This is a genomic window from Bradyrhizobium sp. 172, from assembly GCF_023101065.1.
GTDB lineage: Bacteria > Pseudomonadota > Alphaproteobacteria > Rhizobiales > Xanthobacteraceae > Bradyrhizobium > Bradyrhizobium canariense_D.
In genome coordinates this window covers 4,579,895-4,600,204 of record NZ_CP064701.1, presented here as the reverse complement: position 1 = coordinate 4,600,204, position 20,310 = coordinate 4,579,895, and the positions used below count along the sequence as shown (strand labels likewise).

Below are 20,310 nucleotides of genomic sequence, written 5' to 3'. Positions count from 1 at the left end.
CACCGATGGGCTCCGATTCTCCGGCGTTGCCGCAAGGTACGCCGAGGGCGGCGCTCATCCATAGCTATTTGCGGCAGGGCCGCGGAAGGAGTTGGCACATGGCCACGGTGCAACAAGGCATTCGCGAAGCCCTCACGTTCGACGACGTGCTGCTGAAGCCGGGCCTGTCGGACGTCATGCCGGGCGAGGTCGACATCCGCTCCCGCGTCACCCGCGCCATTCCGCTCAACATCCCGATCATGGCCTCCGCCATGGACACGGTCACCGAAGCCCGCATGGCGATCGCCATGGCGCAGGCCGGCGGCATCGGCGTCATCCATCGCAATTTCGATCCCGAAGGGCAGGCTGCCCAGGTGCGGCAGGTCAAGCGCTACGAGTCGGGCATGGTGGTGAACCCGCTCACGATCAGCCCGGACGCCACGCTGGACGATGCGCTCAAGCTGATGAGCGATCACGGCATCTCCGGCATTCCCGTCGTCACCGGTGCGGGCAAGTCCACGCCGGGCAAGCTGGTCGGCATTCTCACCAACCGCGACGTCCGCTTCGCCACCGACCGCCAGCAAAAAATCTCCGAGCTGATGACGCATGAAGGTCTCGTCACGGTGCGCGAGAATGTCAGCCAGGACGAGGCGCGGCGGATGCTGCATCAGCATCGCATCGAGAAGCTGCTTGTGGTCGACGAGCAGTATCGCTGCGTCGGCCTGGTCACCGTGAAGGACATGGAGAAGGCGGTCGCCCATCCGCTGGCCTGCAAGGACGCGCAGGGCCGCCTCCGCGTCGCCGCCGCCACCACGGTCGGCGATAGCGGCTTCGAGCGCACCGAGCGGCTGATCGATGCCGGCGTCGATCTCGTCGTGGTCGACACCGCGCACGGCCATTCCCGTCACGTGCTCCATGCGGTCAACCGCATCAAGCGCCTGTCCAATTCCGTGCAGGTCGTTGCCGGCAACGTCGCGACCTCGGAGGGTGCGCAGGCGCTGATCGATGCGGGCGCGGACTGCATCAAGGTCGGCATCGGCCCGGGCTCGATCTGCACCACGCGCATCGTCGCCGGCGTCGGCGTTCCGCAGCTCACCGCGATCATGGATGCGGTCGAGGCGGCGAAGAAGTCGGACATCCCCGTCATTGCCGACGGCGGCATCAAGTTTTCCGGAGACCTTGCCAAAGCGCTCGCTGCCGGTGCCGACATCGCGATGGTCGGCTCACTGCTCGCCGGCACCGACGAGACGCCCGGTGAAGTGTTCTTGTGGCAGGGCCGCTCCTACAAGGCCTATCGCGGCATGGGCTCGGTCGGCGCGATGGCGCGCGGCTCGGCCGACCGCTACTTCCAGCAGGACATCAAGGACACGCTCAAGCTCGTGCCCGAAGGCATCGAAGGCCAGGTGCCTTACAAAGGCCCGGTCGGCAACGTCATGCATCAGCTCGCGGGCGGCCTGCGCGCCGCGATGGGCTATGTCGGTGCAAAGGACATGAAGGACCTGCACGACAAGGCCCAGTTCGTCCGCATCACCGGCGCGGGCCTGCGCGAAAGCCACGTCCACGACGTCACCATCACGCGCGAAGCGCCGAACTATCCGGGCGGGGGTTAGTCTCCGCTCTCGTGCCGCTCGGCTGCGCGTTGTTTTTCGCGCGCTAGCCTCGCATGCGCTGTCATGCCCCGGCTTGACCGGGGCATCCAGTACGCCGCGGCCTTTTCGGCTCGATCACGGCCGCCTCTGGAATACTGGATCGTCCGATCAAGTCGGGCGATGACAGCGAGGGCGTAGTTGGTGTGTACCAAACTTCATTTGCGGCGCTGTCGCGCCACCACGCTCCACCGTTTTTGTATTGACGCAGCTGCCTCCCTCCGCTTCCGTCCACGCCGAAGTATAATTTGGAGGAAGCCATCATGTCCCAAGGCAAACGCATCGTTCTCGCCGCGCGTCCCGTCGGGGAGCCAAAGCCGTCCGATTTCCGCATCGAGGAATTCGCGGTTCCTACGCCTGCCGCAGGCGAAGTCCTGCTGCGCACGATCTGGCTCTCGCTCGATCCCTATATGCGCGGGCGCATGAGCGACGGTCCGTCCTACGCGACGCCGGTGCCCGTCGGTGGTGTGATGGAAGCCGGTACGGTCTGCGAGGTCGCAGCCTCCAACAATCCAAACTTTGCCAAGGGTGACATCGTGCTCTCGCGCGCGGGCTGGCAGACGCACGCGATCTCCGACGGCAAGGGGCTGAACAAGATCGACCCGAAGCTCGCGCCGATCTCGACGGCCGTCGGCGTGCTGGGCATGCCCGGCATGACCGCCTACACGGGCCTGCTCGATATCGGCAAGCCGCAGCAAGGCGAGACCGTCGTCGTCGCCGGCGCCTCCGGCGCGGTCGGCTCGGCCGTGGGACAGATCGCGAAGATCAAGGGCGCACGCGCGGTTGGAATCGCAGGCGGCAAGGACAAATGCGATTACGTCGTGAAGGAGCTCGGCTTCGATGCCTGCATCGATCACCGCGATCCCGATCTGGCGACGAAGCTGAAGGACGCCTGCCCGAAGGGTATCGACGTCTATTTTGAGAATGTCGGCGGCGCCGTGTTCGAGGCGGTGTTCCCGCTGCTCAATGCGTTTGCGCGCGTACCCGTCTGCGGCCTCATCGCCCACTACAACGACACTGAAGCGAAGCCGCCGAAATGGGCCGCCAGCATGATGCGCGCGACCCTGACCAAGCGGCTGACCTTCCGCGGCTTCATCGTCTCCGACTTCGCCTCCCGCCATGGCGACTTCCTGCGCGACATGTCCGGCTGGGTCCGCGAGGGCAAGGTCAAGTACAAGGAGTTCGTCACCGAGGGCCTGGAGAGCGCGCCCGAAGCCTTCATGGGGCTTCTCAAGGGGGCCAATTTCGGCAAGCAGCTGGTGCGGGTCGGGCCGGACAAAGCTTGATCGGCCGCTCTCGCCCCCTCGGGGGCCGGGTATGGTTAACAAAGAGTGACTGATCGGCCACACCCGCCCGTAAAAGCCGCAGGTGTGACCGTCGGTTCATTGACGGGCTCGCGAAGGCATTGAATCATTGCGCATATTTCAGGTGCGATGATGTTAGAGCTTGTTGTTTTCTGCGTAATCCTGCTGGCTGCCGGTTATTGGGCGACCATGTTTGTCATGGGCCGTCGCGACGACGTCATCCATGGCAAGTTCGTCCATACCGAGGACGTGTTCGCGCAATCCGCGATGCCCACACCCACGCCGCCATTCCCCAAGCGCCCGGTCAATGCCGCGCGGCCTGCCAATGTTCTGCCCGCCAATACCGGGGCCAAACCGGTGAACAGCGACGCGCTGCAGTCCTTGCTTGCCGCGATCCAGCAGGATCTCAAAAGCGTCGCTTGAGCAGCCATGGGCAGCGCTCATGCTCGCCGCCCATCTTGGGGCGATCGAACAAAGTTTAAAGCACGCGATAGCGGATTGTGTAGGCGTCTTGCGGGGCGACCGGGCTTGCCAGCGGCGAGGCGATGCGGTCGGCGAGGTGCCAAGGGCCGAACTGAGGGCCGAACTGAGCGCCGGACTGTTCGGAGCGATGCGGCTCGGCCGGCAGGCGGAGGCGGAATTCGAAGGTGCCCTTGCCGGGCAGGTTCACGACCAGCACGCGGTCCGCAGTGCGGTGGTTGAGCGGTACCGCGCCACGCAGCACGGAGCGGCCATCACCGAGCTCCCGCACGCCCTCGACCAGTGCCAGCGTCTGGTTGCGGTCGGTATGCAGCTCGATCTGGGTGTCGGACGCCGCCGCCAAGGTCTCCTTGGGCATGCGGATCTCGAACTCGACCGCGGGTTTCGAGGGATTGAGGCCGAGATAGGCCAGCGCGGCATGGCGCATGTCGTAGGCGGCAAACGCAAACAGAGCGAGGGCGGCGAGCGCAGCGAGGCCATGCCTGAGGACATCGCGCCAGGTCCGATAGCTCATTCGGAAGTAGACCGTCATTGCCAGCGCCACCGCGAGCGCCGTCGCGATGCCTGCCAGCGCCGACATCAGGATGCCGAACTGGCCGTCGGCGGACTCGGTCAAAGCGCCGGTCAGGCTGCCGAACTGGCTGAAGAGGGTGTTCATGGCGGTCTCTCGCCTTGCGCGCCCCAAAGGGGGAAATCGCTTTAACTGTCGACAGTGGGTCGCCTCATCGGGAACGCCGGTTCAACTCGTTGATTGTCAGGACCAGCGGTGACCGCTAATGGACGCTAGCTGTGGTCTCCGCCGGATGGGAAATCCCGGGAAATTCCGATGTCCATTCAAATGGTTTTGCTGCCGGTCTTCGTGCAGGTCGGTCTCACCTTCGCGCTCCTGATCGCCATGGCGCTGGGACGCCGGCGCGCGCTCGTCTCCGGCGAGACCAAGAGCCGTGACATTGCGCTCGGCGAGCCCAACTGGCCCAAGGGCGCCACACAAATCGCCAATTGCTACCGCAACCAGTTCGAATTGCCGGTGCTGTTCTACGCCCTGATCGCGCTGGCGCTCCCGTTGCGCCATGCCGATCTCTTCATCGTGCTGATGTCCTGGGTGTTCGTGGTGACGCGCTTCGTCCATGCCGGAATCTTCGTCTCCTCCAACAATCTCGGGCGCCGCTCCACGATCTGGCTCGCCGGCGTGCTCGTGCTGCTCGCGATGTGGATCTACTTCGCACTGAAGATGCTCTTGTTGATCTGACGGTTAGCCGTCGGATTTGATCTGAAAGATTCAAATGACTCCCGCTGCCCGGCTGTCCGCAGCCATCGAACTGATCGACACCATCGAGAAGGACCGCGTGCCCGCGGCCAAGGCGCTGAAGGAGTGGGGCACCGCGCACCGCTTCGCCGGATCCGGCGACCGCGCCGCCATTGCCGGCCTCGTCTGGGACGTGCTGCGCCGCTATGCCTCGAGCGCCTACCTGATGGATTCGGATACCGCGCGTGCGCGGCTGATCGGCATGCTTCGCCTCGAGCGCAACATGGATACGGCGACGATGGCCGCGCTGTTCGACGGCAGCCGCTTTGCCCCCGCGCCGTTGACCGAGCCCGAGCAGGCCGCGCTCGCCTCGCGGTCGCTTGAAGGTGCCCCGGCCGCGATCGCCGGTGACTATCCGGAATGGCTGGATCCGTATTTGGCAAAAGCGTTCGGCGACGAACGCGTCGCGGAGGCGGCCGCGATGGCGAGCCGGGCGCCGCTCGACCTGCGCGTCAACACGTTAAAATCCAATCGCGACAAGACGCTGGGGGCGCTTGCTCACCTTCATGCGAAACCGACGCGTTGGTCCGCAACCGGCCTGCGCATCGAGCTTTCGGCCGATGCGCGCAACCCCGGTATCCAGGCCGAAGAGGATTTTATCAAGGGTGCCATTGAAGTGCAGGATGAGGGGTCACAGCTTGCGGCTGCCTTGACCGCGGCAAAACCCGGCGAGCAGGTGATCGATCTCTGTGCGGGGGCCGGCGGCAAGACGCTGGCGCTCGCCGCGATGATGCAGGGCAAGGGCCGGCTGATCGCGACCGACAGCGACAAGCGGCAACTTGCGCCCATTCACGAACGCCTATCGCGCGCCGGCGTCCACAATGCCGATGTGCGCACGCCCAAGGGCGAGGCCGATCCGCTGGCGGAGATCAGCGCGACCGCCGACCTCGTCGTGATCGACGCGCCCTGCACGGGAACCGGAACCTGGCGCCGCAATCCCGATGCCAAATGGCGCATGCGTCCGGGCGCGCTGGAGATCCGCTTGCGGGACCAGACCGCGGTGCTCGATCGCGCGGTTCCGCTGCTCAAGGCCGGCGGCCGCATTGCCTACATCACCTGCTCGGTGCTCTCAGAGGAGAACGGCGACCAGGTGAGGGCGTTCACCGCCCGCCATCCCGAGTTCGCTGTGGTGCCGCCCGAGCAGACCGCGAGCGTGCTCTGGGACAAGGCCGAGGAGTTTGCGCAAGCCGCGCTGCAATCGCCGGAAGGCTGGCTGATGACACCGCGGCGGACGGGAACGGACGGGTTCTTCGTCTCGGTCTTGAAGAAGGCATAGCCCACCCCACGACATCGCGGATGACGCGACGCCTGTCTCACCAAACAAGAACCCCGCGAACCGGAACCCGGTCGCGGGGTTTTCTAACTCGACGTTCTGCCGGTACGTCCGTGGTCAGAACGGTGCGCGGGCTTTAGCCGACGCGGAGATTGTCAGCCGAGGACTTGCCGCTGCGACGATCGGCGACGATGTCGAACGAGACCTTCTGACCTTCGTTGAGGGTCGAGAGGCCAGCGCGCTCGACGGCGCTGATGTGCACGAACACGTCCTTGTCGCCGTCATCCGGCTGAATGAAACCAAAGCCCTTTTGATTGTTGAACCACTTCACGGTGCCCATAGCCATGGGAATTTCCTTTGCTTAAGAAGTTAACACGCGGACCGGTACGCACTATTGCGCCCATAGTCCTGATCAGTCGATGTTGGAGAAATCATCTGAAGCGTGCGCGCCCGTCAGCAACGAAGCGAAGCGGCCCAGTCGTTCGGCCAAGTATCGATGATCACAATATAGCGAGATTTTGGGGCCACTTCAAGGCACCACCCGCCGCTCGGGATGTCGCCGAATTTTGCTATTTTGCGGTGCAAATTAACCCTTCCGGGGCGCCTCAATCGACGATAAACAGCGTCGCCCCCGTCGCCGTCGAGGACCGGTGCGCTGCATCGCCGAAATCCGAGACCTGGTAGCTCATCCCCGCCGTGAGCTTGAACTTGCGGCCGTCGCGCAGCTCGCTGTCGAGCTCGCCCTGCAGCACGTACAGCACGTGGCCGCGGTCGCACCAATGGTCGGCGAGATAGCCCGGCGAATATTCGACCATCCGCACCCGGAGATCGCCGATGTCGAGCGTGCGCCACTGGGCTTGCCCGGTCTCGCCGGGATGGACGGTCGGCTCGACCTTGCTCCAGTCGGTGACGGTGAAGGGGGAGGTGGGCAGCTTCATGATGGTGATCCTGGGGCGGCGACGGCAGTGCCGTTACTATCGGATGCTTTCGCGGTAGTCCTCATTTTTACAGTTCTTATTGTTTTCGGCCCTTATTTTTGCCCATGCATCAGCGCGCAATCTGCCGTCACCGGCATCCTGCTTGCGATGATGACCCAGACCAGCAGCGCGGCGGCACTGATTCCCGCGCCGAGCACGCAGACGCCGGACCAGCCGGCCATCGCGTACACCATCGTCGACGCGATCGCGCCAATCGCGCTTCCGACCGAGTAGAACACCATGTAACCGCCCACCAGTCGGCTCGCCGCATCGGGCCGCACGGCGATGATCAGGCTCTGGCTCGTCACGTGCACGGCCTGGAGTCCCAGATCCAGCACGATCACGCCGGCGACGACCAGCCAGAGCGAGCTTTGCAGGCAGGCGATCGGAGCCCAGGCACCCAGCATCAGCAGCAGTGACAGCCCGGTGGTCCGCTGGGCCCATCCGAGATCGGCAAGCCGCCCGGCATTGCGCGCCGCGAGCGCTCCGGCGAACCCGGCGACGCCGAGCAATCCGATCGTGGTATGCGACAGCGCGAAGGGAGGCGCCGAGAGCGGCAGCACGATCGACGTCCAGAACACGTTGAGATTGGCGAAGATCAGAAACGCAAACAACGCGCGCTCGCGCAGTATCGGCTCCTCGACAAACAGCGAGGCGGTTGAGCGCAACAGCGACAGATAAGAGGATCGGGCCAGCGCCGACTGCCGGCCGCGCGGCAGCACGCGCAGGAGCAGCGCCGCCATGGCCAGCATGAGGCCGGCCGAGACCAGGTAGACCATTCGCCAGCCGCCGAAATCGGCCAGGGCGCCCGAGGCGAACCGCGCCAGCAGGATGCCGGCGACGACGCCGCTCGTGACGGTGCCGATCGCGCGGCCGCGCCCGTCCGGTCTGGCCAGCGTCGCGGCAAAGGCGACGAGGACCTGGACGACGACGGCGAGCATGCCGACTAGCGCCATTCCCACAAGCAGCACGGCGGCATGCGCCGCCGTGCCGACGATGACGAGGCCGATCGCCGACAGCACGGTCTGGCCGACGATCAGGCGGCGGCGATCCCAGAGGTCGCCGAGCGGCACGATTAGGATCAAGCCGAACGCGTAGCCGATCTGGGTAAAGGTCACCACCATCCCGATCGCGGCGGGGTCGATGCCGAGATCGCGCGCCATGGCATCGAGCAGCGGCTGCGCGAAGTAGATATTGGCGACGCTCAGGCCGCAGGTCAGCGCCAGCAGCATCGCCATCCCGCGCGAGAGCCCGCGCCCGGCGGTGTCGTCGGCCTTTTCGTCGGCGTTGGTCGGTCCGGCTGTGGCGGCATCGTGGATTGTCATTGTCGTCTCCGGCACGTTCTATCTAGTCTTAAAATAAGACCAGTTGCACACCGCGCTGTCCAGTCCTATTTTAAGACCAATTTGGAGGGCGGCGAATGAAGCGGACCGGTTTTGCCGAGGCTGACTGCCCGGTGGCGCGTGCACTGGACGCAGTTGGGGACATTTGGTCGCTTCTGATCGTGCGCGATGCCTTCGACGGGCTGCGTCGATTTGGCGATTTCCAGAAGAACCTCGGCATCGCCAAGGGCATGCTCACTGCGCGGCTGCACAGGCTGGTGGAGCTTGGCGTGCTCGAACTGATTCCGGCCTCCGACGGCAGCGCCTATCGGGAATATGCGCTGACCAAGAGGGGGCGCGAGCTGTTTCCAGTCGTGGTCAGCTTGCGCCAATGGGGCGAAGCGAATCTCTACGCGCGCGGCGAAGTCCATTCGGACCTGGTGGACGAGACGGGCCAGCCGGTCGGGAAGCTCGTGCTTCCGTCGCGGGCCGGCCGTCCGCTGGCATGGTCCGATACCAGGGTGAGAAAGGCCGGTCTGCGCAAGCGCTGATTCGCGTCGGCCTTGGTGCGTCCTCGAGCTAGAAGCGCGACTCAGGGCACCGGATGATTCGCCGATCCCTGCACGATCTTTCCGGCCGCGTTCACCCGCAGATATTCGCAGATCCGCTTTCCCCGCTCGTTCTCGTAGAACACCACCACGCTATCAGGGCTGACGAACAATTCGATCAGCGAGAAATGCAGGTTCGGCAACAGCGCGAGCGCCTTGCCCCAATAGGCGCGTAACGCATCCTTGCCGCGCACGGTGCCGCTTTCATCGAACCCCAACATGGGGATGCGGTCCGAGGTCATCACGGCGTCCTCGTCATAGAGCGTGAGCACGCGTTCGAGGTCGCGCGCGTTCCAGGCCTCGACCCAGGTGCGGCCGAGCTCTGCAAGCGATGACGGCTGATGATGGTTTGGCATGGCGTTCTCCCTGATCGGGCCATATAGGTCAATAATACTTACCTATATCGATTTGTCCATACCCCAAAGAAGAATGTGGGCGCGCGGCCCGCGCGGTTGCGGGAAAAGCCCCCGTCGCGTATCTGCTTGCCATGACAGCAGCACAGACCGACCGCTCCGCGTCGACGCCCTCCGTGGCCTCGGCGCATGACAAGATTCTCATCGTCGACTTCGGCAGCCAGGTGACGCAGCTCATTGCGCGTCGCGTGCGCGAGGACGGCGTCTATTGCGAGATCGTCCCGTTCAACAAGGCCGAACAAGCCTTCAACGAGATGAAGCCGAAGGCGGTGATTCTCTCCGGCGGCCCTGAATCGGTGCATGAGGCGGGCTCGCCCCGCGCGCCGCAAGCGATCTTCGATTCCGGCGTGCCCGTGATGGGCATCTGCTACGGCCAGATGGCGATGGCAGAGCAGCTCGGCGGCACTGTCGAGGGTGGCCATCACCGCGAATTCGGCCGCGCCGATGTCGAGGTGAAGGCGCCGAGCAAGCTGTTCGAGGACGTCTGGTTACCAGGCGGCAAGAACCAGGTCTGGATGAGCCATGGCGACCGCATCACCAAGATGCCGCCGGGCTTCTCGGTGGCCGGCACCTCGCCGAACGCGCCGTTCGCCATCATCCAGGACGAGACGCGCAAATATTACGGCGTGATGTTCCACCCGGAAGTGGTGCACACGCCCGACGGCGCCAAACTGATCCGCAATTTCGTTCGCAAGATCGCGGGCCTTTCCGGCGACTGGACCATGCGCGCCTTCCGCGAGGAGGAGATCGCGAAGATCCGCACCCAGGTCGGCAAGGGCAGGGTGCTCTGCGGCCTGTCCGGCGGAGTCGATTCCGCCGTCGCGGCCGTGCTGATCCACGAAGCCATCGGCGAGCAGCTCACCTGCGTGTTCGTCGATCACGGCATGCTGCGCCTTGACGAAGCCAAGACCGTGGTCGACCTGTTCCGCCACCACTACAACATCCCGCTCGTGCACGTGGATGCCTCGAAGCAGTTTTTGGGCGAGCTCGAAGGCGTCACCGACCCGGAAGTGAAGCGCAAGACCATCGGTCGCCTCTTCATCGAGGTGTTCGAGGCGGAGGCCAAGAAGATCGGCGGCGCTGACTTCCTGGCGCAAGGCACGCTCTATCCTGACGTGATCGAGAGCGTCTCCTTCACCGGCGGCCCGTCGGTGACGATCAAGTCGCACCACAATGTCGGCGGTCTCCCCGAGCGCATGAACATGAAGCTGGTCGAGCCCCTGCGCGAGCTGTTCAAGGACGAGGTGCGCAAGCTCGGCCGCGAGCTCGGCCTGCCCGAAATCTTCGTCGGCCGCCACCCGTTCCCGGGCCCCGGTCTCGCCATCCGCTGCCCCGGCGAGATCACCCGCGACAAGCTCGAGATCCTGCGCAAGGCGGACGCGGTCTACATCGACCAGATCAGGAAGCACGGTCTCTACGACGACATCTGGCAGGCCTTTGCCGTGCTGCTTCCTGTGAAGACCGTGGGCGTCATGGGCGACGGCCGCACCTACGACTTCGTCGTCGGCCTGCGCGCCGTCACCTCCACCGACGGCATGACCGCGGACTTCTACCAGTTCGACATGAAGTTCTTGGGCGAGACCGCGACGCGCATCATCAACGAGGTGAAGGGCGTGAACCGGGTGGTGTATGACGTGACCAGCAAGCCGCCTGGGACGATTGAGTGGGAGTAGTTTTTAGAGACCGAGGCATGCTGATGCGCGCCGCGTTGAAAGTGGTGATGGCCGCAATATTTGCCATGCCGGCTGCGGTGGCTCTGGCGAAGTCTCCGGACTGCGCGAGTTGGCCCAATAACATGGCCCTCGTGCACCTCAAGAACGCCGGCCTGATTGATATCCCATCAGTGATCGAGGCGCAGACCAAGGCCGTTCGTCTCGCATCCGAAAAGATCGGCAAAGACCTCTACCAGCAGGTTTACGACATCACGTTTCACACCAAGGATGGCAAGACGATCGAGGTCATCACGAAAAGCCAAGCATCAAGCGAGGAATGCTCGATGAGCGGCGTCGACATCTACGTGGTCTCGAACAAAATCGGCGGGTCGGCGGAGCTGCCATCTGACGGCAGGACTAAAAAGTGATCCGGTTGCATCGAAAGCTCAAGAACCGAAATTGACCTGCAGCGGATGCGTAGGGCGGATTAGCCGCAAATCCGGCCTCTCTCGCCGAGTCGCGCGCAAGATGGCAGATTACGCTTCGCTAATCCGCCCTACGATCTCTGTCACGGCTTCACGAACCGATAGGCGAAGCGATCGGTCTTTCCCTTGATCGCGGGATCGAACACCTTGATCGTGTGCGGATCGTCCTTGTTCGCGAGCAGGGTGCTTTCCGCGTCCAGCACGAAGCCGGCCGCCTCCACCTCCTTGCGAACGGATGCAGGCTCAATCCGATGCAGCGATTGGGCCTGGGTCGTGCCCGCCCCGAGCGCGGCGGCGTGGTCGACGATGACGTAGCACCCGCCGGGCTTCAGCCGCTCGTAGACAGCGCGATTGAAGTCGGCCGCCCTCGCGCCCCGGGCCTGGATCAGCGCGGTGTGGAGATCGTGGTAGAACAGGTGCAGCCACAGCACATCCGCTGCCTGCGTGGCCTGCGGCATCGCCAGGAGGTCCGCCGAGACGGCTTCGACGTTCTCTCGGCCCGGCTCCTTCGCAAGCGTCCGCATGCGGCCGACCGGATCGTTCTTGAAGTGGGCGACTTCAGCCGGCACGAAGCTGTCAACCCGTCCTTCGCTTCCCACGATGTCGGAAAAGAGACGGGTCCAGTCGCCGTCGCCTGGGTAAACGTCGATCACGGTGGCGCCCGCATCGATACGTGCGAACCGGATCAACTCGGACAGCTTGGATTGGTCGTACATCTGGATTTCCTTTAGGCTTGGGCATTCGACACGCGCGCGGCTCGTGCCAGTGCCTGCGTGTCGACGTACTCCCGGATGTTCGTCAGTTTGCCGTTGCGAACGGTGATGGCGAAGACCCAGTCGTCCCTAAACGTCTTGTTCGTGGCTTTGATCTTTCCCTTTGCGAATCCGACGACCAGGACCCGGTCTCCTTGCGCCACGAACTCGCGGGGTTCGGTGGACGTTTCGATCGACTTGGATGCCGTCTCGAGCAAATCCGCCACCCCGTCGTGCCCGCGATGCGTTCCGGCCAGCGGCCAGTCCTCACCGGGGATGATCCACTCGATGTCGTCGGCGATCAGCGCCAGCAGAGTTTCCCGGTCGCCTCGGCCGATCGCGGCGAAGAAGTCCTTCACGGTCTGGATGTTTGTCTCGATACTCATGGGAATTTCTCCATTTCGCTCCGATCGGATCGCGCTCGATCCGATCGCATGCTTCGTGTCCTCGTGTTCATCAGTCGAACTTGACCAAATCCTTGAAGATCAGATGGCCCCAGCTGTTTCCGCGCGCCTGCACAAGCAGCCCGCCTTCCGAAAGCCCGCCGAGCTTGATCGGCGCGAAGCCGAGAGTTTCCGCAAGCGTGCCAATCGCCGCTGCGGCAGCGTCATCGTCGCTCGCCAGGAACGACGACTCTCCTGCCACCATGGACGGCCGGATCCTGGGCAAGGACGGCAGCACCCAAATGGTTGAAGCCCTTGACCAGTCGACCGCCGGTGAAGGCTTGCGCGAGGGCCTTGGACGAAGGTTGTCCCCCCAGTTTCTCAGGCGGCACGCCGTAGGCGTTGGTCACATCGACGATCGTCTTGCCCTGCCAGGTGGGCAGCGCTTTCGCGACATCCTGGTGCGACTCGAAACGGACCGCCAAAAAGACGATCTCCGCCTTGACGGCGTCCGCCAGCTTTTTGGGAATGATCGAGGGTCCGATCACGGCCGCGGCGGATGTAAAGCTTTCCGGGTCGCGCGTGGTTGCAACGGAGACTTCGATGCCGTTGCGGGCAAACGCGCTGGCCAGGGCTTGGCCGATAGGGCCGAAGCCGATGATTGCGTAGCTCATGATGTTTCTCCGAACTTGTGTCGATGGCGCGGTCAGACCTGGGCCATGCCGCCATCGACGGCGAGATCCACGCCGGTGATGTAAGAACTTTCATCGGAGGCGAGGAACGTGACGGCAGCCGCGATTTCCTCCGGCTTGCCCCTGCGACCCATCGGGACCTGTGAAGCAAATTGGCTGGCCGCTTGCTCGGCTTGCTCGCGGGTCAAGCCCGTCGTCGTCTCCAGGGCGGGGGTCTCCGTTGGCCCGGGGCTCATCGTATTGACGCGGATTTTGCGGTCCTTCAGCTCCAGCGTCCAAGCGCGCGAGAAGCTGCGCACCGCCGCCTTGCTCGCGGCGTAGACGCTGAACCCCGGCAGCCCCTTCACGTTCGACACCGAAGAGTTCAGGATGATCGAACCGCCGTCCTTAAAGAGGGGGAGGGCTTTCTGCACCGTAAAGAACAGGCCCTTCACGTTCACATCGAAGGTCTGGTCGAAATGGGCCTTGGTCGCTAGCGCGAGCGGCGCGATTGTCCCCGCGCCTGCGTTCGCGAAGAGAATGTCGATGTGACCATGTTTCTCCTTCACGACGGCATAGAGCCGCTCCAGATCTTCCAGGCGCGACACGTCGCTCACGACCGTCGTCACGTTTCTCTCGATGAAGGCTGCGGCCTCCTTCAGCTCTTTCTCGCGTCGCCCGGTGATCACGACGTGCGCACCTTCGTCCACGAAGCGCTTGGCCGTGGCCAATCCAATGCCGCTGCTGCCGCCGGTGATGACGGCGATCTTGCCTTCTAGTTTTTTCATGATGTTTATCTTTCATTGTGTGTGGGCCAGGCGCGGGACCGCGCCGGGATCAGAGTTGCGCCAGGCCGCCGTCGACGGCGACTTCGCTGGCGGTCATGAAGCTGCTGTCCGAGGAGGCGAGAAAGGCAGCCATCGCCCCGATCTCCGCCGGATCGGCCATGCGCTGCAGCGGAGTCATCGCGGCGAACACCTTCTGTCCCTCTTCGCCCAGCGCTTCCTTCGCGAGTTCGGTCGCGGTCGCTCCGGGCGACAGCACGTTGACCCGGATGCCGCTGCCTTTCAGGTCCTCCGCCCAGGTCCGCGCGAGGTTGCGCACGGCCGCCTTGCTCGCGCTGTAGGCGCTCATGGCCGGGGCGCCCGTGGTGCCGGCGCTCGATCCCGTCAGGATGATCGAACCGCCCCGGCGCATCAGCGGCAGCGCCTTCTGCACCGTGAAAATCGTACCCTTCACATTGGTGTCGAAGGTTTCGTCGATGTGCGCGGCGGTGATCTTGCCGAGCGCAAGCTGACTTCCCGCGCCGGCATTGGCGAAGACGATGTCGAGGGTTCCGCGCTCGGCCTTCACCGCCGCGTAGAGCCGGTCGAGGTCGGCCTCATCCGAGACCGAGCCCTTCACCGCGCGTGCATTAGGCCCGAGGGCGGCGACAGCAGCGTCGAGGGCTTGCTGTCGGCGGCCGAAGATGAAGACGAAAGCGCCATCCTCGATGAAGCGCTTTGCCGCGGCGCGGCCGATGCCGGTCGCGCCACCCGTGATGACTGCAACCTTGCCGTCAAGCTTTCCCATAATGTCTCCTGTCGTGGTGTCGGGGCAGCATCTGCCCCCGAGGACCCCGACATAGGTCCGCCGGCCCTAGGCGTTGAGTGCGGAAGCGCGCACATCGGTGGTGCGAAATCGATCCGGCCGGACGACTAACGCCGACGGCGACGATCGGTGTCCGTCGCTCAGAATGGGCCCTGCTGGCCGGAACCGGCTATGATCACCGCCCATACTGCTGTAGGAGGCATCAGATACGGCTTGAAAGGCGCACCGCGCGGTGCGGGATTGCACCATGATCGACTGGGACGATGTTCGCTATTTTCTAGCCGTCGCGCGGGGAGGCTCGGTGCGGGCGGCCGCCGAGCACCTCGGCGTGAACCACGCGACCGTGCTGCGACGCATCGCCCAGCTCGAGGAACGCCTTGGGGTCCAGATGTTCGAAAAGCTGCCTTCGGGCTACCGGCTGACGGCTGCGGGCGAGGAGGTCCTCGAATTCGCCGACCAGATGGAAGCCTCGTCACACCAGCTGGAGACGCGCGTGTTCGGGCGCGATCAGAGCGTGCGCGGGCGTCTGCGGGTGACGCTGGCGCCGCCGATGGCGACACATTTGCTGATGCCTGATTTCGCCGATTTCGCGCGTCTGCATCCCGATATCGAGATGGATGTCCTGTCGTTCGGCGAACTGGCAAATCTGACCAACCGTGAGGCCGACGTCGCGATCCGCGTCGTCTACGAGCGCAAAACCCTGCCGCAAAATCTTCATGGCATGAAGGGACCGGAGCTGTTCGGCGCCGTCTACATGTCCAGGGATCGACTGGCCGCGTGGCGTGCGGGCGCGCCGGATCCCTTCCGCTGGATCGTCATCAGCATGCACGGCATCCCGGATTGGGCCAGCGCGGGCGAGGTTCGCACCACGGACGTTCCATTCAGGACCAGTGACGCCGGAGCGCAGATCGCTGCTGTCCGGCAAGGGCTGGGGATCACGACACTGCCGTGCTTCGTCGGCGATGCCGACCCGCTGCTGGTGCGGGTGCCGGGGACCGACCTGCACATGTACGGAACGGTCTGGCTCCTCACGCAGGGAGAGACGCGCAAGACCAAGCGCGTGCGGCTGTTCACGGAGTTCGTATCACGCAGGCTCGCCGCGTACGCGCCGCTGCTGGCGGGGCTGTCGGTGGCGCGCGAGTGACGCGGGGCGGGTCGTGGGCGGAAAGCTTGGCCTCGACAGATCAATGCGTTATCGTGCTTCCGAAACAATCGAGTGGGAGTAGGGTTGTGACTGCTATTGATCCAGCATCGCTGGGTGTTGTTTCCTGGAGAGGCAGCGCCGCTTAGGTCATGGGGTTTGGGGTATTCATCCATCGATTGGACTCGATCTACGACGACAGCCCCGCTGAGCAGTACCAATTTCCCAGTCAATATCTTCATCGCGTTGAAGCCTGCATCGGCGATTGGATAGTATATTACGAACCGAGCAAGGTTGCTGAAACGCGCGGTTACTTTGCAATTGCTCGGGTTCAGCAGGTTCTTCCCGATCCCGGTACTTCCGGGATGTATCTCGCTTTAATGGAACCGGGAAGCTATCTCGATTTTGCCAATTCAGTCCCATTCAACGGACCGACGGGTCCAGTAGAGCGCGGTGTTCTTAACGAACAGGGGCGGATTTCAGGACGCGCTCAGTCCGCAGTCCGCCCAATCTCTCCCGACGATTTCAATAGAATATGCGAGCTTGGCTTCGCGGAGAACGCGCCGCTGCTGCCGCGGCGCGACGGCGACCTTCCATCGCTCGATCTTAACGACCAGCCGCAGGTGCCATTCGCGGTTGAGCAGCAGCGCGACCGTGTTAGCGTAACGATCTCGAAAGTCCTGCGTGATCGAGTTTTCCGTCGCATCGTGCTGCGTGCCTATGAAGAGCGTTGCGCCGTCACCGGCCTCAAGCTCATCAATGGAATGGGGCGCGCGGAGGTCGCGGCGGCTCACATACGCTCCGTCGAGGCAAACGGGCCGGACATCATCAGCAATGGCGTTGCTCTTTCGGGCACCGCACATTGGATGTTTGATCGTGGTCTCATCAGCTTCGCGGACGATCTGGAGATATTGATCTCGCGCCAGACAAACGATCTGGAGGGAGTGCAATCGATCATCAACAAGACGGGGCGCGCTCTTGCGCCGCGTCGTGCGTCAGATCGGCCACATCCGCACTTCTTAAAGTGGCACCGCGAGCATTGTTTCAAGCAATAAGCAAAACCATACGGCTCATGCGCTCGTACCCGCCCGCCGCTGAGCCGCAATCAGCATCTCCACAAACGCCGTCACTTTGGGCGGACGGAAGCGAGCCGCTGGGTAGACCGTGTGGATGCCGCCGGAGGGCAGTTGCCATTGCGGCAGGATGTGGATGAGGCGGCCCGCCGCGAGATCGTCGGCCACCAGGAAATCCGGCAGCACCGAAAGGCCGCCGCCGGCGAGCACCGCTGCGAGCACCCCCGGCGTCGTGTCGATGGCGATGCTCGCCTGCAGGCGCACGGCGCGTCGGTCGAGATCACCGCGCGAGAACTGCCACAGCAACGGCTCGCGCAGCGCCATGTTGGCGATGAACGGTAGCGTCACCAATTCGTCGGGATCGCGCGCGGCGGCGATCCGATCCGCGAATGCGGGAGCGCCGACCAGACATTGCCGGAACGATCCGATCTTGCGCGCCTGCAGGCTGGAATCGACCAGCCACCCCACACGGATCGCCATGTCGATCTGGCCTGAGGCGAGGTCGACCGTCTGATCTTCGAGCGTCAACTCCACGCGGCAGTGGGGATAGCGTGCCGCGTAGGCCGTGACGACGGCGACGACGACGGCGGTGCCGTAGTCGTTGGGCGCCGTGATCCGCAAGGTGCCGGTCGGCGCGGCGGCTGCCTGAGCGAGCTCGTCGAAGGCATCCTCCGCTTCGCGCAGGATCATGACGCAGCGCGCATGAAACATGCGGCCCGCCTCGGTCGGATGAACCCGGCGCGTCGTGCGCACGAGCAGGCTGGTGCCGAGATCGCGCTCCAGCTGCGCCACCTGCTGGCTCACCACGGCCTTGGTGATGCCGAGCCGTTCGGAGGCCCGCGTGAACGATCCGCTGTCCACGACGGCTGCGAAATAGGCCAGTCGGTTCAGGTTCATGGGTTCTGCCCGGTCAGATTTATTGTCAGTCAATACAATACATTATGTCTGTTTTGTTGATATTTATCTACCAATGTGCGCGTGCCACATTGCGGTTCAAGGAGATCGCCATGTCCGCGCCCATTCAAATCACCTACCTGTTCGATCCGCTCTGCGGCTGGTGCTACGGCGCCGCCACGCTGCTCGAACAGCTCGTGACCCGTCCGGATTTCGCTGTCGAACTTGCGCCGACAGGTCTGTTCGCCGGCGAGGGCGCCCGTCCGATGGACGACGGCTTTGCCGCTTATGCCTGGAGCAACGACCAGCGGATTTCGCGCTTGAGCGGCCAGCCCTTCAGCGAAGCCTATCGCCGCGATGTGCTGGGCGACCGTACGCGCCTGTTCGATTCCGGTCCGGCGACACTGGCGCTCACGGCTGTCGCGCTCACGGCGCCTGATCGGGAGTTCGCGGCGCTGAAGGCCTTCCAGCTCGTCCGCTATGTCGAGGGCCGCGACAGCACGGACATCTCCGTTCTGTCGGATGTGCTGCGCGCGATGAATTTGCCGGAGGTTGCCGCGCGCCTGGCGAGCCCCGACGCCGCGTTGATCGCCGCGTATCGCGCACGCCTCGAGGCCGCGCGTGCCGAGATGCGCCGGTTCGGCGTCAGCGGCGTCCCGGCCCTGATCGTAGGGGCCGGCGATGACCGCCGCCTCGTGCAGGCAAGCGCCCTGTTCGGCGGCCTGAACGTCCTGATCGACGGACTGAAGGCGGCCTGAGCGCAGCGGTCAACACGACCCGACGATCAGTGTGAATTTCCCAATCGCAGACTAGCACCAGGAGACCAACATGCCGACAAGGAGAACCATCATGAAAACCACTCTCGCCGCGGGCGCCGCCGCCGTCTTCGCACCCGCAGGCCTCGGCCATGCCGCGGGCGGGCTCGCCTGGAAGCATTTTCCGGCCGGACAGAACGGCTTCTTCCGGGCGCCCGTTCTGGTGTCCGGACCAAGCGAAGCCGTGCTGATCGATGGCGGCTTCACGCTGTCCGATGGCAAGGCTGTCGCCGACGCCATCAAGGCCACCGGCAAGAAGCTCACCACCATCTATATCAGCCAGTCGGACCCGGATTATTATTTCAGCCTCGGCGCGATCAAGGCTGTCTTCCCCGAGGCCCGCGTGCTCGCGTCGCCAGCGACATTGGCGGCCATTCACGCCAGCGTCGAAAAGAAGCTTGCCGTCTGGGGCCCGCAGCTCAAGGCGAACGGCCCGCAGGTGCTGGCCGATGTGGTCATCCCCGAAGCGTTCGACGGCAAGACGCTCAGCGTCGACGGCGAGACCATCGAGATCGTCAGCGCCGACGGCCTGGCCAACCGGCGCTATCTGTTCGTACCCTCGCTCAACGCGGTGTTCGGCGGCGTCCTGATCTTCTCCGGCGTCCATGTCTGGACCGCCGACACGCCGACCAGGGAGCAGCGTGCCGCCTGGATCGCCAATCTCGAAAAGATCGCGGCGCGCAAGCCGGCGATCGTCGTGCCCGGCCATTTGTCGGCGGATGCGAAGACCGACCTGTCCGGTGTCGAGCACACCATCGCCTACCTCAAGGCGTTCGACGAAGAGTTGGCCAAAACCAAGGATTCGGCGGCGCTCAAGGCGGCGATGGAAGCGCGCTTCCCCGGCCTCGGCATGGGCGTTGCGCTCGACATCGGCGCCAAGGTCGCCACCGGCGAGATGAAGTGGGGTTGAGATGGGGGCGAACCTCGACCTGATCCGCGCCACCTATGAGGGATCATCGTCGGAAGAGAACGGCCGCAACTTGCTGGCCGCTCTCGCTCCCGATGCCGCATGGACCGAAGCGGAAGGGTTTCCATACGCGGGCACCTATGTCGGGGCGGACGCGATCATATCAGGCGTGTTCCGGCGTCTCGCCACCGAATGGACCGGCTACCGCGCCGACGTTCACACCTATCTCGAAGACGGCGACCGCGTCGCCGCCTTCGGCGTCTACTCCGGGACCTACAAGGCGACGGGCAAGTCCATGCGCGCCAATTTCGCGCATCTCTATCTGGTGAAGGACGGCAAGATCGCCAGCATGACCCAATATGTCGACACCGCGATGGTGCAAAAGGCATTGGAGCCTGCCGGCCGGTAACAGCCGCATCACGTCGGAATGCAGGAGGGGGTGCCCGCGACATGCGGGCTCCCCTTTTTCGTTCCGGCGTCTGCTAGATCTTGATGGAATTGTGCCTGGCCGAGGAAGTCCACCGCGCGCCAGAACGTGGTCATGGATATGACCGCCGGCCCCGTCTATACCGAGGTCCCACGACAGGCCAGAGCGGCGATCGTATGCTCGCAGTCATGGTGTTGAAGATATGCCTGCCG

General features: G+C 64.1%; 23 protein-coding genes and 1 pseudogene. 13 read left to right on the top strand and 11 right to left on the bottom strand.

The features are described 5' to 3' along the window. Nucleotides 1–98 precede the first annotated feature (98 nt). The 3 genes from guaB to IVB07_RS22350 all read left to right on the top strand — a co-directional run bounded on the left by guaB (nucleotide 99) and on the right by IVB07_RS22350 (nucleotide 3,352). Nucleotides 99–1,589 carry an IMP dehydrogenase gene (gene guaB / locus IVB07_RS22360; RefSeq protein ID WP_007609139.1) on the top strand — a complete coding sequence of 497 codons (1,491 nt, stop codon included), beginning with the start codon at nucleotides 99–101 and terminating at the stop codon, nucleotides 1,587–1,589. Nucleotides 1,590–1,888: 299 nt separating this feature from the next. Continuing rightward, complete coding sequence (locus IVB07_RS22355) at nucleotides 1,889–2,911, top strand: NADP-dependent oxidoreductase (RefSeq protein WP_085395926.1); 1,023 nt, start codon at nucleotides 1,889–1,891, stop codon at nucleotides 2,909–2,911. A 150-nt stretch (nucleotides 2,912–3,061) separates the two neighbouring features. Further along, nucleotides 3,062–3,352: a hypothetical protein gene (locus IVB07_RS22350; protein WP_026233756.1), complete on the top strand. Its 291-nt coding sequence runs from the start codon at nucleotides 3,062–3,064 to the stop codon at nucleotides 3,350–3,352. 55 nt (nucleotides 3,353–3,407) lie between these two features. Here IVB07_RS22350 and IVB07_RS22345 read toward each other — a convergent pair whose 3' ends face one another. Next, nucleotides 3,408–4,067 (bottom strand): hypothetical protein, encoded by a 660-nt coding sequence (locus IVB07_RS22345; protein WP_018459197.1) that lies wholly within the window; start codon nucleotides 4,065–4,067, stop codon nucleotides 3,408–3,410. Nucleotides 4,068–4,235: 168 nt separating this feature from the next. Between IVB07_RS22345 and IVB07_RS22340 the strand changes: the two genes are divergently transcribed. Together IVB07_RS22340 and IVB07_RS22335 are read left to right on the top strand one after the other, a co-directional pair. Beyond that, nucleotides 4,236–4,658, top strand: coding sequence for an MAPEG family protein (locus IVB07_RS22340; RefSeq protein ID WP_026233755.1), 423 nt, complete (start codon nucleotides 4,236–4,238; stop codon nucleotides 4,656–4,658). Nucleotides 4,659–4,692: 34 nt separating this feature from the next. After that, nucleotides 4,693–5,991 (top strand): RsmB/NOP family class I SAM-dependent RNA methyltransferase, encoded by a 1,299-nt coding sequence (locus IVB07_RS22335; protein WP_018459195.1) that lies wholly within the window; start codon nucleotides 4,693–4,695, stop codon nucleotides 5,989–5,991. 133 nt (nucleotides 5,992–6,124) lie between these two features. Here the strand turns inward: IVB07_RS22335 and IVB07_RS22330 are convergent, their stop codons facing one another. From IVB07_RS22330 to IVB07_RS22320, 3 genes are all read right to left on the bottom strand, one after another. Continuing rightward, nucleotides 6,125–6,334, bottom strand: a complete 210-nt coding sequence (locus IVB07_RS22330; protein WP_007592195.1) for a cold-shock protein — start codon at nucleotides 6,332–6,334, stop codon at nucleotides 6,125–6,127. A 259-nt stretch (nucleotides 6,335–6,593) separates the two neighbouring features. Continuing rightward, the gene (locus tag IVB07_RS22325; RefSeq protein WP_018459194.1) at nucleotides 6,594–6,926 is read right to left on the bottom strand and encodes a DHCW motif cupin fold protein; all 333 of its coding nucleotides are present in this window, start codon (nucleotides 6,924–6,926) and stop codon (nucleotides 6,594–6,596) included. Nucleotides 6,927–7,018: 92 nt separating this feature from the next. Continuing rightward, nucleotides 7,019–8,203, bottom strand: a complete 1,185-nt coding sequence (locus tag IVB07_RS22320) for an MFS transporter (protein ID WP_245288535.1) — start codon at nucleotides 8,201–8,203, stop codon at nucleotides 7,019–7,021. Nucleotides 8,204–8,385: 182 nt separating this feature from the next. Here IVB07_RS22320 and IVB07_RS22315 point away from each other — a divergent pair, with 182 nt between their 5' ends. Further along, entirely contained in the window at nucleotides 8,386–8,838 is a 453-nt protein-coding gene (locus tag IVB07_RS22315; protein ID WP_018459192.1) for a helix-turn-helix domain-containing protein, read from the top strand. Nucleotides 8,839–8,879: 41 nt separating this feature from the next. Here the strand turns inward: IVB07_RS22315 and IVB07_RS22310 are convergent, their stop codons facing one another. Beyond that, nucleotides 8,880–9,251, bottom strand: a complete 372-nt coding sequence (locus tag IVB07_RS22310; protein ID WP_018459191.1) for a nuclear transport factor 2 family protein — start codon at nucleotides 9,249–9,251, stop codon at nucleotides 8,880–8,882. A gap of 131 nt (nucleotides 9,252–9,382) precedes the next feature. Here IVB07_RS22310 and guaA point away from each other — a divergent pair, with 131 nt between their 5' ends. Next, the gene (gene guaA / locus IVB07_RS22305) at nucleotides 9,383–10,981 is read left to right on the top strand and encodes a glutamine-hydrolyzing GMP synthase (RefSeq protein WP_247363249.1); all 1,599 of its coding nucleotides are present in this window, start codon (nucleotides 9,383–9,385) and stop codon (nucleotides 10,979–10,981) included. A gap of 17 nt (nucleotides 10,982–10,998) precedes the next feature. Further along, nucleotides 10,999–11,388: a hypothetical protein gene (locus IVB07_RS22300; protein WP_018459189.1), complete on the top strand. Its 390-nt coding sequence runs from the start codon at nucleotides 10,999–11,001 to the stop codon at nucleotides 11,386–11,388. Nucleotides 11,389–11,528: 140 nt separating this feature from the next. Here IVB07_RS22300 and IVB07_RS22295 read toward each other — a convergent pair whose 3' ends face one another. The 5 genes and pseudogenes from IVB07_RS22295 to IVB07_RS22275 form a co-directional block, all read right to left on the bottom strand. Then, the gene (locus tag IVB07_RS22295) at nucleotides 11,529–12,161 is read right to left on the bottom strand and encodes a class I SAM-dependent methyltransferase (RefSeq protein WP_247766679.1); all 633 of its coding nucleotides are present in this window, start codon (nucleotides 12,159–12,161) and stop codon (nucleotides 11,529–11,531) included. An 11-nt stretch (nucleotides 12,162–12,172) separates the two neighbouring features. Next, nucleotides 12,173–12,583 (bottom strand): nuclear transport factor 2 family protein, encoded by a 411-nt coding sequence (locus IVB07_RS22290; RefSeq protein ID WP_018459187.1) that lies wholly within the window; start codon nucleotides 12,581–12,583, stop codon nucleotides 12,173–12,175. A gap of 70 nt (nucleotides 12,584–12,653) precedes the next feature. Further along, a pseudogene (locus IVB07_RS22285) lies at nucleotides 12,654–13,254 on the bottom strand (NAD(P)-binding domain-containing protein). A 32-nt stretch (nucleotides 13,255–13,286) separates the two neighbouring features. Further along, nucleotides 13,287–14,039 carry a glucose 1-dehydrogenase gene (locus tag IVB07_RS22280; RefSeq protein ID WP_018459186.1) on the bottom strand — a complete coding sequence of 251 codons (753 nt, stop codon included), beginning with the start codon at nucleotides 14,037–14,039 and terminating at the stop codon, nucleotides 13,287–13,289. A gap of 49 nt (nucleotides 14,040–14,088) precedes the next feature. Next, nucleotides 14,089–14,823: an SDR family oxidoreductase gene (locus IVB07_RS22275; RefSeq protein WP_247766677.1), complete on the bottom strand. Its 735-nt coding sequence runs from the start codon at nucleotides 14,821–14,823 to the stop codon at nucleotides 14,089–14,091. Between the two features lie 265 nt (nucleotides 14,824–15,088). Between IVB07_RS22275 and IVB07_RS22270 the strand changes: the two genes are divergently transcribed. Both IVB07_RS22270 and IVB07_RS22265 read left to right on the top strand, forming a co-directional pair. Beyond that, a complete protein-coding gene (locus tag IVB07_RS22270; protein ID WP_018459184.1) occupies nucleotides 15,089–15,985 on the top strand; it encodes a LysR family transcriptional regulator in 897 nt (298 codons plus the stop codon). A 149-nt stretch (nucleotides 15,986–16,134) separates the two neighbouring features. Continuing rightward, complete coding sequence (locus IVB07_RS22265; RefSeq protein ID WP_039800641.1) at nucleotides 16,135–17,037, top strand: HNH endonuclease; 903 nt, start codon at nucleotides 16,135–16,137, stop codon at nucleotides 17,035–17,037. A gap of 15 nt (nucleotides 17,038–17,052) precedes the next feature. Here the strand turns inward: IVB07_RS22265 and IVB07_RS22260 are convergent, their stop codons facing one another. Continuing rightward, nucleotides 17,053–17,952, bottom strand: a complete 900-nt coding sequence (locus IVB07_RS22260; protein WP_018459181.1) for a LysR family transcriptional regulator — start codon at nucleotides 17,950–17,952, stop codon at nucleotides 17,053–17,055. Between the two features lie 110 nt (nucleotides 17,953–18,062). Between IVB07_RS22260 and IVB07_RS22255 the strand changes: the two genes are divergently transcribed. From IVB07_RS22255 to IVB07_RS22245, 3 genes are all read left to right on the top strand, one after another. After that, entirely contained in the window at nucleotides 18,063–18,707 is a 645-nt protein-coding gene (locus tag IVB07_RS22255) for a DsbA family protein (protein WP_039800702.1), read from the top strand. A gap of 70 nt (nucleotides 18,708–18,777) precedes the next feature. Beyond that, nucleotides 18,778–19,674, top strand: a complete 897-nt coding sequence (locus IVB07_RS22250; RefSeq protein ID WP_026233752.1) for an MBL fold metallo-hydrolase — start codon at nucleotides 18,778–18,780, stop codon at nucleotides 19,672–19,674. A gap of 1 nt (nucleotide 19,675) precedes the next feature. After that, entirely contained in the window at nucleotides 19,676–20,080 is a 405-nt protein-coding gene (locus tag IVB07_RS22245; protein ID WP_085352867.1) for a nuclear transport factor 2 family protein, read from the top strand. Nucleotides 20,081–20,310 lie beyond the last annotated feature (230 nt).